Origin of the sequence: Variovorax paradoxus (genome assembly GCF_029919115.1) — a bacterium.
GTDB lineage: Bacteria > Pseudomonadota > Gammaproteobacteria > Burkholderiales > Burkholderiaceae_C > Variovorax > Variovorax paradoxus_O.
The window spans coordinates 1101031-1115929 of sequence record NZ_CP123990.1 but is presented as its reverse complement, the minus strand read 5'-3'; the positions used below and the strand labels follow the sequence as shown (position 1 = coordinate 1115929).

Below are 14899 nucleotides of genomic sequence, written 5' to 3'. Positions count from 1 at the left end.
GGAGCGGGGTTCTTTTTAGCGATTCAGTCGAATCACTTGGTGGCGCGGGTGCCAACCACTTCGATTTCCACGCGACGGTTCTTGGCGCGGCCTTCCTTGGTGCGGTTGTCCGCAACAGGCTGCTTCTCGCCCTTGCCTTCGGTGTAGACGCGGTTGCGTTCGATGCCCTTCGAGACCAGGAAGGCCTTGACGGCTTCGGCGCGGCGCACCGACAGACGCTGGTTGTAGGAGTCAGAACCGATCGAGTCGGTGTGACCCACGGCAATGATCACTTCCAGGTTGACGTCACGGATCTTCGAAACCAGATCGGTCAGCTTTGCGCGACCTTCAGGCTTGAGAACCGACTTGTCGAAGTCGAAGAATGCGTCAGCAGCGAAGGTAACCTTCGAAGCGGCGACTTGAGGTGCAGGCGTCGGAGTCGGTGCGCCCGGGGTGGGAGCAACTGCAGCCGGAGCAGCAGGAACCAGAGCACCGTCGCAACCGGCGGCGGCAGTAGCCGGCGTCCAGTTGGCATCACGCCAGCACAGTTCGTTCGTGCCGTTCTTCCAAACCAGTTCGCCGGTGCCGTTTTGCCAGTTGTCGATCGTAGGACCGCCATTCGCAGCGGTGACACGGGTCTGCGCGCCGGCGGCAGTGGCGAGCGCAGCGACTGCAAACATCATCGCCACTTTATTCAGTTTCTTCATGGTTCTCCTCTTGGGGAAAAAGCCGCAGCCGCGCTGCGAATCAAGGACGCTTTAAGTGACCACCACCCAAAACGTTGAGGCGATTGTGCCATAGGGTCTTTGGCAAACAGGCTGCAGCGCCCCCCGGAAGCGTAGGACGGAGGCGGAATAGCCGCCTTGTGTTGCGGCGGTACGACACCCCTCACAGCGTAAAATTCCGCCTTCCGCCGCCAGCCTCTCGCTCATGACCTCCTTCGCCAAAGAAACCCTGCCCATCAGTCTTGAAGAGGAAATGCGCAGCAGCTATCTCGATTACGCCATGAGCGTGATCGTGGGCCGAGCGCTTCCCGATGCGCGCGACGGCCTCAAGCCTGTGCACCGGCGCGTGCTGTATGCGATGCACGAGCTCAACAACGACTGGAACCGGGCATATAAGAAGTCCGCCCGTATCGTGGGCGACGTGATCGGCAAGTACCACCCGCACGGGGACCAGTCGGTCTACGACACCATCGTGCGGCTGGCGCAGGACTTTTCCATGCGCCATATGCTGGTGGACGGACAAGGTAACTTCGGCTCGGTCGACGGAGACAATGCGGCCGCAATGCGGTATACGGAAATCCGCCTGGCCAAAATTGCACATGAAATGCTGGCCGATATCGACAAGGAAACGGTCGATTTTCAAGACAATTACGACGGCTCCGAAAAAGAACCCAAGGTTCTGCCGAGCAAACTGCCCAATTTGCTGGTGAATGGCTCCGGCGGTATTGCGGTGGGCATGGCCACCAATATCCCGCCGCACAATCTCAATGAGGTTGTGGACGCCTGCCTGCACATGCTGCGCAATCCGCAGGCCACCATCGACGAGCTGATGGAAATCGTGCCAGCGCCCGACTTTCCCACCGCCGGCATCATTTACGGCATCAACGGCGTCCGGGACGGCTACCGCACCGGCCGGGGCAAGGTGGTGATGCGTGCCAAGTGCCACTTCGAGGACATCGACCGCGGCCAGCGCCAGGCGATCATCGTCGACGAGCTTCCCTACCAGGTCAACAAGAAGACGCTGCAGGAGCGCATGGCCGAGCTGGTGCACGAGAAGAAGATCGAAGGCATCAGCCACATCCAGGACGAGTCCGACAAGTCGGGCATGCGCCTCGTGATCGAGCTCAAGCGCGGCGAAGTGCCCGAGGTGGTGCTCAACAACCTCTACAAGCAGACGCAGCTGCAGGACACCTTCGGCATCAACATGGTGGCGCTGGTCGACGGCCAGCCCAAGCTGTGCAACCTGAAGGACCTGATCGAGGTCTTCCTGCAGCACCGCCGCGAAGTGGTGACGCGCCGCACGGTCTTCACCCTGCGCAAGGCCCGCGAGCGCGGCCACGTGCTCGAAGGCCTGGCGGTGGCGCTGGCCAATATCGACGAGTTCATCCGCATCATCCGCGAGTCGCCCACTCCGCCTGTTGCCAAGGCCGAGCTCATGACCCGCAGCTGGGACAGCAAGCTGGTGCGCGAAATGCTCACCCGTTCGCGCGCCGACGGCGGGGTGGTCAACGCCGACGACTACCGGCCTGAAGGCCTGGAGCGCGAGTTCGGCATGGGTTCAGACGGCCTCTACCGCCTTTCGGAAACCCAGGCGCAAGAAATCCTGCAGATGCGCCTGCAACGCCTCACCGGCCTCGAGCAGGACAAGATCGTTGCCGAATACAAGGAGGTCATGGCCGAGATCGACGACCTGCTCGACATCCTGGCCAAGCCCGAGCGCGTCTCGGTCATCATTGGCGAAGAGCTCGGCACCATCAAGCAGGAGTTCGGCCAGTCGAAGCTCGGCGCACGCCGCAGCCTGGTCGAGCACAGCGCCTACGACCTCTCGACCGAAGACCTGATCACACCCACCGACATGGTGGTCACGCTTTCGCACAGCGGCTACATCAAGAGCCAGCCGCTGAACGAATACCGTGCACAAAAGCGCGGCGGCCGCGGCAAGCAAGCCACCGTGACCAAGGAAGACGACTGGATCGACCAGCTCTTCATTGCCAACACGCACGACTACATCCTGTGCTTCTCCAACCGCGGCCGGCTGTACTGGCTGAAGGTGTGGGAAGTGCCGGCGGGCTCCCGCGGGTCGCGCGGCCGGCCCATCGTCAACATGTTCCCGCTGCAGGAAGGCGAGAAGATCAACGTGGCGCTCGCGCTCACCGGCGAGAAGCGCAACTTTCCGGCCGACCAGTATGTGTTCATGGCAACCTCGATGGGCACGGTCAAGAAGACCACGCTCGACGAATTCAACAACCCCCGCAAGGGCGGCATCATTGCCGTGAACCTCGACGAGGGCGACTACCTCATCGGCGCGGCGCTTACCGACGGCAAGCACGACGTGATGCTGTTCAGCGACGGCGGCAAGGCCGTGCGCTTCGACGAAGAAGACGTGCGTCCGCTGGGCCGCAATGCGCGCGGCGTGCGCGGCATGTCGCTCGACCCGGGGCAAGGCGTCATCGCCATGCTGGTGGCCGAGGACGAGCAGCAAAGCGTGCTCACGGCCACAGAAAATGGTTACGGAAAGCGTACAAGCATTACCGAGTACACGCGTCATGGCCGCGGAACCAAAGGCATGATTGCGATTCAACAGAGTGAGCGCAACGGCAAGGTCGTTGCCGCCACCCTCGTGCATGCGGACGATGAGATCATGCTCATCACCGACAAGGGCGTGCTTGTGCGCACCCGGGTTGCCGAGATTCGTGAACTAGGTCGCGCAACGCAAGGCGTCACGCTGATCGGGCTCGACGAAGGCGCCAAACTAAGCGGGCTACAGCGTATCGTCGAGAACGACGCCAACGGCGAGATCGAGCCGGGCGCAGACGATACTTCCACATCTTCAACGGAGAACCCTCAGTGAAAAAATTCAAGCTCGCACTTCTGACTGTCGCCCTGGCTGGCAGCTCGATGGCCGCCATGGCCCAGGACAAAGCTGCGCTCATCAAGCAGTTCATCGACGTGCAGCGCCCCGGCATCGAATCGCTGGCGCGCGGCCTGGTCGAACAGTCGAGCTCCCCGATTGCCCAGGCCGGCTCGCAGTACCTGCAAACGCAGGTACCCGAAGCCAAGCGCGAATCGGCCGCCAAGGCTGCCGACGCCGAGCTCAAGAAGTATTTCGACGACGCCTACCCGATCGTGCGCGACAAGGCCGTGCAGCTGGCACCGGTTGCCCTGACCCCGCTGCTCGAGCAGAACTTCACCGAAGACGAACTCAAGCAGCTCTTGGCCTGGATCAATTCGCCGCTCAGCAAGAAGTACCAGGACCTCAATCCCAAGATGCAGACCGCGCTGACCGAAAAGCTCGTGACCGAAACGCGCGCCACCATCGAACCGAAGATGCGCGCGCTCGACGAAAACGTGGCCAAGGCACTCGGTGCACCCACCGGCGGCCAGCAAGGCGGCGCTCCCGCCAAGGCCCCGGCCAAGGCTCCCGCCAAGAAGTGACGTGACTCAGCAGCAGCCCCAGCCAGTCGGCACGCGTCCATTCAATTTTTCCGCAGGTCCGGCCGCCATGCCGGAGGCGGTGCTTCAACGCGCCGCCTCCGAAATGCTCGACTGGCAGGGCAGCGGAATGAGCGTGATGGAAATGAGCCATCGCGGCAAGGAGTTCGGCGCAATCTGCAACCAGGCCGAAGCCGACATCCGCGCGCTGCTGGCTGTGCCCGAGCATTTCCACATCCTGTTCATGCAGGGTGGCGGGCTGGGCGAAAACGCCATCGTGCCGATGAACCTGTCGCGCGGCAAAACCGCCGACTTCGTCATCACCGGCAGCTGGAGCATCAAGTCCCAGAAAGAAGCGCAGCGTTATTGCACTGCGCACGTCGCCGCAAGCAACGCCGGCGACCATCACACCAGGCTGCCAGATCCTTCGAGCTGGCAACTGAGCCAAGATGCCTCGTACGTGCACCTGTGCACCAACGAGACCATCAACGGCATCGAATTCCAGCAACTGCCCGACCTCGCGGCCCTTGGCAGCACCGCGCCATTGGTCATCGACTTCTCGTCGCACGTGGCTTCGCGCAGCGTCGATTGGAGCCGCGTGGGCCTTGCATTCGGCGGTGCGCAAAAGAACCTGGGGCCGGCCGGCCTCACGCTCGTGATCGTGCGCGACGACCTGCTCGGCCATGCGCTCGAAATCTGCCCGAGCGCGTTCAACTACAAGATCGTGGCCGACAACAAGTCCATGTACAACACCCCGCCGACGTGGGGCATCTACATGGCCGGGCTCACGTTCCAGTGGCTGCTGCAGCAGACCGAAGGCGCGCTCACCGGCGTGGCCGCCATCGAGCAGCGCAACATCGCGAAGGCGAACCTGCTGTACGGGTTCATCGACGCCTCTTCGTTCTATGTGAACAAGATCGACCCGAGCTGCCGCTCGCGCATGAACGTGCCTTTCTTCCTCGCCGACGAAAGCCGCAACGATGCGTTCCTGGCCGGCGCCCGGGAAGCCGGCCTGCTGCAGCTCAAGGGCCACAAGTCGGTCGGCGGCATGCGCGCGAGCATCTACAACGCCATGCCGCTGGAAGGCGTACAGGCACTTGTGAGCTACATGCGAGAATTCGAGCGATCGCATGCCTAGGCGCATGCCCAGCTGCTCGCACCGATGACCGCCTCCGCTCCAACACCGCCCTCTTCTCCCGACAACTCCGAAAGCCTTGCCGGTCTGCGCGTGCAGATCGATTCGCTCGACCAGCAACTGCTCAGCCTGCTCAATGAGCGGGCCCACGTGGCAGAGCTGGTCGGCGAGGTCAAGAAGCGCGAAGGCACGCCGTTTTTCCGCCCCGATCGCGTGGCGCAAGTCATCGAGAAGATGCAAAAGAGCAATGCAGGCCCGCTCAAGGACCTGCATGTGGCGGCCATCTGGCGCGAGATCATGTCGGCCTGCCTGGCGCTCGAGTCGCCCCAGCGCGTTGCCGTGCTCGGCCCCGAGGGCACTTTCTGCGAGCAGGCCGCCATCGAATACTTCGGCGGCGCCGCCGACCTCATTTATTGCGCCAGCTTCGACGAGGTGTTTCATGCCACGGCAGCCGGCAGCGCCCAATATGGCGTGGTGGGCGTCGAAAATTCGACCGAAGGCGTGGTCACGCGTTCGCTCGATCTGTTCCTTCATTCGCCCACCCACGTGGTCGGCGAAGTCAGCCTGCTGGTGCGGCACCATCTTTTGCGCAGCAGCAACACGCTCGACGGCGTTGAGGCGGTGCTCGCCCATCCGCAAGCGCTTGCACAGTGCCAGACCTGGCTTTCGAAGCACCTGCCCAACGCCGAGCGGCGCGCTGTTTCAAGCAATGCCGAAGGCGCGCGGCTCGCGGCCACCAACCCGGCCTGGGCCGCGCTGGCCGGCGAACGCGCCGCCACCCGCTTCGGGCTGCACATCGTTGCGCACGCCATCCAGGACGACTCGTACAACCGTACCCGTTTCTCCGTGATCTGCCTGCCGCAAACGCTGGCCATGCCGCCGGCATCGGGGCGCGATTGCACGAGCCTGATCGTTTCCGTGCCCAACCGCCCCGGCGCCGTGCATGACCTGCTGGTCCCGCTGAAGCTCAACAACGTGTCGATGACCCGTTTCGAGTCGCGCCCCGCGCGCACCGGACAGTGGGAGTACTACTTCTACATCGACCTCGACGGCCACCCTTCGCAGCCCAACGTGGCTGCGGCACTGGCAGAGCTCCGCGGCCTCTGCGCGTTCTACAAGGTGCTTGGCGCCTACCCCGTCAAAGCCTGAGCCGGACACGCATCATGTTCGAGCAATTGGGATTGATCGGCTGCGGCCTCATGGGCGGCTCCTTTGCGCTTGCACTCAAGCGCGCAAAGCTTGTGAAACGCGTGGTCGGCTACAGCAAGTCGCCGTCCACCACCGAGCGGGCGCGCCAGCTCGGCGTGATCGACGTGGTGGCGCCCTCCGCGCTGCTCGCGGTTTCGGGTGCAGACCTTGTGCTGCTCGCGGTGCCCGTGGCGGCTTCGGAAGCCACCTTCAGGGCCATTCGCCACGGCATTTCGAGCGACACGCTCGTCATGGACGTGGGCTCGACCAAGGGCGACGTGATCGAAGCCGCGCGCAACGGCCTGCAAAGCCAGTTTGCCAACTTCGTTCCGGCTCACCCGATCGCCGGCAAGGAGGTATCGGGCATCGAACATGCCGAGGCTTCGCTCTATTCCGGCCGCAAGGTCGTGCTGACTCCCGTCAAGACCACGCTGCGCTCCAACGTGCAGCGTGCCTCGCAGCTCTGGAGCGGCATCGGCGCCAACGTGGTCACCATGACGCACGAAGAGCACGACAGCGCCTTCGCGGCCGTGAGCCATCTACCGCACCTGCTGGCCTTTGCCTACGTCAACGCCCTCATCGCCCAGCCGCAAGGCGACCGCTTCCTGAGCCTGGCCGGACCCGGCTTCCGGGATTTCTCACGTATCGCGGCCAGCGATCCTGTGATGTGGCGCGACGTGCTGCTCGCCAACCGCGAGCAGGTGCTGCTGCAATCGCAGGCTTTCCGCAAAGCATTGCTGGACCTCGAGGCGCTGATGGGCGCGGCCGACGCCCAGGCACTGGAACAATCGATTGCCGCCGCCCAGAAGGCGCGCGCCGCCTGGCAGCCCAACACCGACGCCTCACAGGACTCCTGACATGTTCTCGACGGCCTTCCTCGATATTCCGCCGCTGGTGGGCGCCGCGGGCACTGTGCAGTTGCCGGGTTCCAAGAGCATTTCGAACCGCGTGCTGTTGCTGGCCGCCCTCGCAAGCGGCACCACCACCATCCACGACCTGCTCGACTCCGACGACACCCGCGTGATGCTCGATGCGTTGCGCGCGCTCGGCTGCGGCATCGACGCCGCGGGCAGCACGCTGCGCATCACCGGCATCGGCGGGCAGCTGAAGTCCAATGGCCAGCTGCTTCCGCTTTTCCTTGGCAATGCCGGCACCGCGATGCGCCCGCTCACGGCGGCACTGTCGCTGCTCGGCGGCGATTTCGAGCTGAGCGGCGTTCCGCGCATGCATGAGCGGCCGATCGGCGATCTCGTCGATGCGCTGACCCAGCTCGGCTGCCGCATCGACTATCTCGGCAATCCCGGCTACCCGCCGCTGCGCATCAGCCCGGTCGATCACGGCGCGCTGGTGCTTGATGCGCCCATTCGCGTGCGCGGCGACGTGTCGAGCCAGTTCCTGACGGCGCTGCTGCTCGCCCTGCCGCTTGCCGCCCGCAAGGACATCGTCATCGAGGTGGTGGGCGAGCTCATCTCCAAGCCGTACATCGAGATCACGCTGAACCTGCTCGCGCGCTTCGGCATCACGGTGCGGCGCGACGGCTGGGAGCGTTTCACCATTCCGGCGGGCAGCAGCTACAGCTCGCCAAACGACATCCATGTCGAGGCCGACGCCTCTTCCGCTAGCTATTTCATAGCACTCGGAGCCATTGCCACGGGAAGTTCAAGCCAGAATGGCATCCGGATCGAAGGCGTCGGCGCCGATTCGATCCAGGGCGACATCCGCTTCATCGACGCAGCCCGGCAAATGGGCGCGCAGGTCGACAGCGGCCCGAACTGGCTCGAAGTACGCCGCGGCGCCTGGCCGCTCAAGGCCATCGACCTCGATGCCAACCACATTCCCGATGCCGCAATGACGCTGGCCGTGATGGCACTTTATGCCGACGGCCCGAGCACCTTGCGCAATATTGCCAGCTGGCGCGTCAAGGAAACCGACCGGATCGATGCCATGGCCAACGAGCTCGGAAAGCTCGGCGCCACCGTCGAATCCGGCCCCGATTTCATCAGGGTGTACCCGCTCGCGCCGGCCGATTGGCGGCCCGCAAGCATCCGCACCTACGACGACCATCGCGTGGCGATGTGCTTCTCGCTCGCAGCCTTCAATCCGGCCCGGGTGCCGGTGCGCATTCTCGAACCGCATTGCGTCGCCAAGACCTTCCCGGACTACTTCGAAACCTTGTTCTCGGTCGCCGAGGCCGCCGGGATACCCGTTATCTGCATCGATGGCCCCACCGCCTCGGGCAAGGGGACGCTCGCGGCCGAGGTGGCGCGCCTGCTCGGCTACCACTATCTGGATTCGGGCTCGCTCTATCGCGTGACCGGCCTGGCCATGCGGCGCGCCGGTCTCAGCGCCGATCCGCAGCACGAAGCGCAAATTGCCGAAATGGCACGCACCCTGCCCCTGCACTTTGCCGAAGGCAAGGTTCTGCTGGCCGGCCAAGACGTGAGCGACGAAATCCGCACCGAAGCCGCAGGCATGGATGCCTCCCGCGTTTCGACCCTTCCCGCGGTGCGCGAGGCGCTTTTGACCCTGCAGCAGAGCTTCAGGCAGCTTCCGGGCCTGGTGGCCGACGGCCGCGACATGGGCACCGTGATCTTCCCGGATGCAGAGCTCAAGGTCTTCCTGACGGCGAGCGCCGCCCAGAGGGCTGAACGCCGGCATAAGCAGTTGATTTCAAAGGGTATTTCAACTACACTTGACAGTCTTCGCTCCGACTTGGAAGCGCGCGACGCCAGGGACTCGTCCCGCAGCGTTGCACCTCTCAAGCCGGCGCAGGATGCTCGCCACCTCGACAACTCCCAGCTGTCCATCGAGCAATCGATCGATCAGGTGTTGAACTGGTGGCAAGAAAAACAACCGTTCAAGTCCGCTTGACCGGTTTGAAGCACGGCCTTTCAAGTCCGCTTGAAAAGCCGGCGCCCGACGGAATATCCAGAGGCGCATACCGCTCCAGCAGGCTCCTTCCGCGCGACAGCGCACCGGCCTGCTGGTTGTTCAACCAACCCGGGCTCACGCCCACAAAACCGCCGTCTCCAGACCCACAGCAGCCGCACGCAATTTCGCATGAGCGCCTGCCAACCCTGCCTGACGGAAGGAACCATAAATGTCTGAATCTTTTGCCGACCTATTCGAAGAGTCCCTGAAGCGTTCCGAAATGCGCACCGGCGAGGTCATCACGGCCGAAGTCGTGCGTGTCGAACACAACCACGTCGTCGTCAACGCCGGCCTCAAGTCCGAAGCGTACGTGCCGATCGAGGAGTTCAAGAACGACAAGGGCGAGCTCGAAGTCCAGGCCGGCGATTTCGTTTCCGTTGCCATCGGCAGCGTTGAAAACGGCTACGGCGACACCATCCTCTCGCGTGACACCGCCAAGCGTCTGGCTTCGTGGCTCGCGCTCGAGAAGGCCCTGGAATCCGGCGACTTCGTCACCGGCACCACCAGCGGCAAGGTCAAGGGCGGCCTCACGGTGCTCGTCAACGGCATCCGCGCATTCCTGCCCGGCTCGCTGATCGACACGCGTCCCATCAAGGACCTGACCCCGTACGAGAACAAGACCCTCGAATTCAAGGTCATCAAGCTCGACCGCAAGCGCAATAACGTCGTGCTGTCGCGCCGTGCCGTGGTCGAAGCCAGCATGGGCGAAGAACGCGCCAAGCTGATGGAAACCCTGAAGGAAGGCGCAGTCGTGCGCGGTGTCGTCAAGAACATCACCGAATACGGCGCATTCGTCGACCTCGGCGGCATCGACGGCCTGCTGCACATCACCGACATGGCATGGCGCCGCGTCCGCCACCCGAGCGAAGTCGTTCAGGCCGGCCAGGAAATCACCGCCAAGATCCTCAAGTTCGACACCGAGAAGAACCGTGTCTCGCTGGGTCTCAAGCAAATGGGCGACGACCCGTGGATGGGCGTTTCGCGCCGCTACCCGCAATCGACCCGCCTGTTCGGCAAGGTCACGAACATTGCCGACTACGGCGCGTTCGTCGAACTCGAACCCGGCATCGAAGGCCTGGTGCACGTCTCCGAAATGGACTGGACCAACAAGAACATCGCTCCGAACAAGATCGTCTCGCTGGGCGACGAAGTCGAAGTCATGGTCCTCGAAATCGACGAAGACAAGCGCCGCATCAGCCTGGGCATGAAGCAGTGCAAGGCCAACCCATGGCAAGAGTTCGCGCAAAACACCAAGCGCGGCGACCGCGTCAAGGGCCCGATCAAGTCGATCACCGACTTCGGCGTGTTCGTGGGTCTGGCTGCCGGCATCGACGGCTTGGTTCACCTCTCGGACCTCTCGTGGAACGAAGCCGGCGAAACCGCCGTTCGCAACTACAAGAAGGGCCAGGAAGTCGAAGCCATCGTGCTGGCAGTCGACGTCGACCGCGAGCGCATCTCGCTCGGCATCAAGCAGCTCGACAGCGATCCGTTCACCACGTTCACCACGGTGAACGACAAGGGCCAGATCGTGACCGGCAAGGTCAAGACGGTTGACGCCCGCGGCGCTGAAATCGACCTGGGCGAAGACATCCTCGGCTACCTGCGCGCTTCGGAAATCTCGCGCGACCGCGTCGAAGATGCCCGCAACGTGCTGAAGGAAGGCGACGAAGTCACTGCCATCGTGCTGAATGTGGATCGCAAGACCCGCAACATCCAGCTGTCGATCAAGCAGAAGGACATGGTCGACGAACAAGGCGCCATGGCCAACCTCAGCCAGCAGTCGGCACGCGAAAACGCGGGCACGACGAGCCTGGGCGCACTGCTGCGCGCCAAGCTCGACAACAACGACAGCAAGTAAGCTGAGCCAGAAGACAGAGCAGGCCCCTGGGGCCGCTCTGTCTTTTTTTTCGTCCACGTTTTTGTTTGGCCTATGACCCGCTCTGACCTCGTCGAAGAACTCGCAGCGCGCTTTGCGCAGCTGACGCACCGCGATGCCGAATACGCCGTCAAGACCATCCTCGACGCCATGAGCGACGCGCTGGTGCGCGGGCATCGCATCGAGATCCGCGGCTTCGGCAGCTTTTCGGTCAGCCGGCGTCCGCCGCGCATCGGCCGCAATCCGCGTTCGGGCGAAAGCGTTCAGATCCCCGAAAAACGGGTGCCGCATTTCAAGCCGGGCAAGGCGCTGCGCGAAGCGGTCGACGCAAAGACCGCCGAACTCGGCGGCAGCCAGCAAGCCAGGAGCAGCAAGGCCTGATCCGCATGGATGATGCAAACGTAGAATGCTCCCGGCAACGGGAATGGCTATGAAATACCTCCTGTGGCTGCTCAAGGCAGCCATTTTTTTTACGCTTTTCGCCTTCGCGCTGAACAACCAGCACGACGCGACCGTTTATTTTTTCTTCGGCACCCATTGGCGCGCGCCGTTGGTGCTCGTCGTGCTTGCGGCCTTCGCCGGTGGACTGGTGGTGGGTGCGCTCGGCATGCTGCCCGGATGGTGGAAGCACCGCGCCGCTGCAGCAGCCCAGCAACCCGCTACGCCGCAGCAGACTCCTGCAACGGCCGGGGCCGCAGTAGCAACCGCTCCCGCGGCCGCCCCTTCCATCTCCGCCACCGACCTTCCCGCCGTACGTCAACATGGACTTTGATCCCAGCTGGCTGCTGATCAGCCTGCCCGTCGCATTTGTGCTGGGTTGGCTCGCATCGCGCTTCGACATCCGGCAACTCAAGCTGGAGAACAGGCAAGCCCCCAAAGCCTATTTCCGCGGCCTCAACTTCCTGCTCAACGAGCAGCAGGACCAGGCCATCGATGCCTTCATCGAGGCTGTGCAGAACGACCCCGACACGCAGGAGCTGCACTTTGCGCTCGGCAACCTGTTTCGCCGGCGCGGCGAATACCAGCGCGCCGTGCGCGTGCACGAACACCTGCTGGGCCGCGGCGACCTGAGCCGTGCCGACCGGGAGCGTGCGCAGCACGCCCTCGCGCAAGACTTCCTGCGCGCCGGCCTGCTCGATCGCGCCGAGGCGGCGCTGCAAAAACTCGAAGGCACGCGCTACGAGAACGAAGCACGGCTCGCGCTGCTGGCCATCTACGAACGCTCGCGCGAATGGACCCAGGCCGCCGACGTGGCCCAGAAGCTCGATGAGTCCGACCAAGCGAGCTACAGCACGCGCCGGGCACACCATCTGTGCGAGCAAGCCGCCGAACAGGTGGCAGCTGGCGACCTGGCCGCGGCCGGCAGGCTGCTGTCCGAGGCGGTGGCGCTGGCTCCGCAGGCCCCGCGCCCGGCCATCGATTCGGCCACGCTGCAGCTGCGCAGCGGCGAAGCAACCGCGGCGTTCGACACCCTTCTTGCACTGAGCGACACCGCACCGCTCGCGCTGCCGCTGTATGCCTCCGCACTGCAGCAAGCTGCAGTTGCCGCGCACCGCGAGGGCGAAGCGCTCGCGCTGCTGCAACGCCGGTATGCCGATTCGCCGTCGATCGACGTGCTCGAGGCCCTGATGGCGCTCGGCGGTTCGCCGACTGCGGCCGTTCCAGCCGCCGACGGCCAGCCGCTCGCGCCGCGCGACGGCTACATCGCGCATCTCGCCCAGCAGCCTTCTTTGGTCGCCGCCTCGCGCTGGCTGGCCGGCGAGCGTTTCGAGCACGAGCAGTTCCATCCGCAAGTGCAGCGCGCGCTCGACCAGGCCACCCGTCCGCTCATGCGCTACCGCTGTGCGGCATGCGGCTTCGAGGCGCACCAGTACTTCTGGCACTGCCCCGGCTGCCAGGCCTGGGACAGCTATCCGCCGCGCCGCGTCGAAGAACTCTGAGCAACGTTCCGAACATGTTTCGGAACAATGGTCACCTGGGGCCTTGCCGCGCGCAAAGCCGTCAACGCCCTCTTCCCTGCACTCGTTGAACGCGAGCCGGCACCTCCGTCGGCAAACAGTCAAATCAACAATTCAGGGAGTTCGATCATGTTCAAGAAAATCCTGGCCGCCATGGCCATGCTGGTTGCGGTTGCTTCGTTCGCCGCCGTCGACGTCAACAAGGGCACTGCGGCCGATCTCGATGGCATCAAGGGCGTGGGCCCCTCAATGTCCAAGCGCATCCTGGACGCCCGCAAGGAAGGCGAGTTCAAGGATTGGCCCGACTTCATGCAACGCATCAAGGGCGTGAAAGAAAAGAAGGCGGCCAAGCTGTCGGCCGAAGGCCTCACGGTCAACGGCCAGGCTTTCGCCGGCCAGGCAAGCGCGCCGGCCACGGCCAAGGCCGCGAAGGCCGATACGGCAGCCAAGCCCGTGAAGGCAACCGCAGCCGATACGAAGCCCGCCACCAAGCCCTGATCGCGCTCCGGGGTCCGCTTGCGGCCCCTTGCAATGCGATGAACGAAGCCGCCGGCAAGGCGGCTTTTTTGCGCCCGCCGCCAAAGACGAATTGGGTGTCGAACGCGGCTATCACGCGGTCGCGTGGCAGGGAAATGCCTCAGCGTATGGCCCGGAATTTGCACGTATGCTCGCTTTCGTTTTCACTTTCATACGTTCCGGAGCGCTCATGAATCACAAGTTCGGTATTGCCCTCGCTGGTCTCACCCTTGGCGCCGCAGCCTTTGCGCAAACCAAGTGGGATCTGCCCACCGCCTACCCGGCGAGCAACTTCCACACCGAAAACAACGTGCAGTTCGCCAGCGATGTCGAAAAGGCCAGCGGCGGCAAGCTCAAGATCACGGTGCACGCCAACGCCTCGCTGTTCAAGGCGCCTGAAATCAAGCGCGCGGTCCAAGGAGGCCAGGCGCAACTCGGCGAGATCCTGCTGGTCAACTACCAGAACGAATGGCAGATGTTCGGTGCCGACGGCATCCCGTTTCTGGCCGACAGCTACGACGCCGCCTGGAAGCTGTATCAGGCACAGAAACCCGTGCTCGAGAAGAAGCTGGCCGAACAAGGCATCGTGCTGCTCTACGCGGTGGCCTGGCCGCCGCAGGGCATCTTCGTGAAAAAAGAAATCGCCTCGGCCGCCGACCTCAAGGGCGTGAAGTGGCGCGCCTACAGCCCCGCTACCGCGCGCATCGGCGAGCTCGTCGGCGCACAGCCGGTCACCGTGCAGCAGGCCGAACTGTCGCAAGCCATGGCCACCGGCGTGATCGAGTCCTACATGTCGTCCGGCTCGACCGGCTATGACACCAAGACCTACGAATACATCAAGAACTTCTACGACACCCAGGCCTGGCTGCCGAAGAATGCGCTGCTCATGAACAAGAAGGCCTTCGATGCCCTCGACAAGCCCACCCAGGACGCCGTATTGAAGGCGGCCGCCGATGCCGAGAAGCGTGGCTGGGACATTTCGAAGAAGAAGAACATCGAATACCTCGACCTGCTCAAGAAGAACGGGATGACGGTTCATGTGCCTTCCGCCGCACTCAAGGCAGACATGAAGAAAGTCGGCGACACCATGCTCAAGGAATGGCTCGAAAAGGCGGGCCCCGACGGCCAGACAGTGGTCGACGCCTACAAGAAGATGTGA

At 63.7% G+C, this 14899-nt stretch carries 13 protein-coding genes; 12 read left to right on the top strand and 1 reads right to left on the bottom strand.

The features are described 5' to 3' along the window. Positions 1-32 precede the first annotated feature (32 nt). Positions 33-686, bottom strand: coding sequence for an outer membrane protein OmpA (ompA, locus tag QHG62_RS05325; RefSeq protein ID WP_281149809.1), 654 nt, complete (start codon positions 684-686; stop codon positions 33-35). A 223-nt stretch (positions 687-909) separates the two neighbouring features. On the opposite strand from ompA, the gene gyrA reads away from it, so the two are divergent. From gyrA to QHG62_RS05265, 12 genes are all read left to right on the top strand, one after another. After that, positions 910-3555, top strand: a complete 2646-nt coding sequence (gene gyrA / locus QHG62_RS05320; RefSeq protein ID WP_281149808.1) for a DNA gyrase subunit A — start codon at positions 910-912, stop codon at positions 3553-3555. Continuing rightward, a complete protein-coding gene (locus QHG62_RS05315; RefSeq protein WP_281149807.1) occupies positions 3552-4139 on the top strand; it encodes a DUF2059 domain-containing protein in 588 nt (195 codons plus the stop codon). Before gyrA ends, QHG62_RS05315 begins: the two co-directional genes overlap by 4 nt. 1 nt (position 4140) lies before the next feature. After that, positions 4141-5274: a 3-phosphoserine/phosphohydroxythreonine transaminase gene (gene serC, locus QHG62_RS05310; protein ID WP_281149806.1), complete on the top strand. Its 1134-nt coding sequence runs from the start codon at positions 4141-4143 to the stop codon at positions 5272-5274. Positions 5275-5298: 24 nt separating this feature from the next. Further along, positions 5299-6420, top strand: a complete 1122-nt coding sequence (pheA, locus tag QHG62_RS05305) for a prephenate dehydratase (protein WP_157613000.1) — start codon at positions 5299-5301, stop codon at positions 6418-6420. A 14-nt stretch (positions 6421-6434) separates the two neighbouring features. Further along, on the top strand, positions 6435-7316 hold the full coding sequence (locus QHG62_RS05300; protein WP_281149805.1) for a prephenate dehydrogenase: 882 nt from the start codon (positions 6435-6437) through the stop codon (positions 7314-7316). Position 7317: 1 nt separating this feature from the next. Continuing rightward, positions 7318-9330 carry a bifunctional 3-phosphoshikimate 1-carboxyvinyltransferase/cytidylate kinase gene (locus tag QHG62_RS05295; protein WP_281149804.1) on the top strand — a complete coding sequence of 671 codons (2013 nt, stop codon included), beginning with the start codon at positions 7318-7320 and terminating at the stop codon, positions 9328-9330. A 229-nt stretch (positions 9331-9559) separates the two neighbouring features. Beyond that, positions 9560-11248 (top strand): 30S ribosomal protein S1, encoded by a 1689-nt coding sequence (gene rpsA / locus QHG62_RS05290; protein ID WP_281149803.1) that lies wholly within the window; start codon positions 9560-9562, stop codon positions 11246-11248. A 72-nt stretch (positions 11249-11320) separates the two neighbouring features. After that, positions 11321-11647: an integration host factor subunit beta gene (locus QHG62_RS05285; RefSeq protein WP_281149802.1), complete on the top strand. Its 327-nt coding sequence runs from the start codon at positions 11321-11323 to the stop codon at positions 11645-11647. Positions 11648-11696: 49 nt separating this feature from the next. Further along, the gene (locus tag QHG62_RS05280; RefSeq protein WP_281151511.1) at positions 11697-12038 is read left to right on the top strand and encodes a LapA family protein; all 342 of its coding nucleotides are present in this window, start codon (positions 11697-11699) and stop codon (positions 12036-12038) included. Then, entirely contained in the window at positions 12028-13206 is a 1179-nt protein-coding gene (lapB, locus tag QHG62_RS05275) for a lipopolysaccharide assembly protein LapB (protein WP_281149801.1), read from the top strand. Before QHG62_RS05280 ends, lapB begins: the two co-directional genes overlap by 11 nt. Positions 13207-13353: 147 nt before the next feature. Continuing rightward, positions 13354-13722, top strand: a complete 369-nt coding sequence (locus tag QHG62_RS05270) for a ComEA family DNA-binding protein (RefSeq protein WP_281149800.1) — start codon at positions 13354-13356, stop codon at positions 13720-13722. 208 nt (positions 13723-13930) lie between these two features. After that, complete coding sequence (locus QHG62_RS05265) at positions 13931-14899, top strand: TRAP transporter substrate-binding protein (RefSeq protein WP_281149799.1); 969 nt, start codon at positions 13931-13933, stop codon at positions 14897-14899.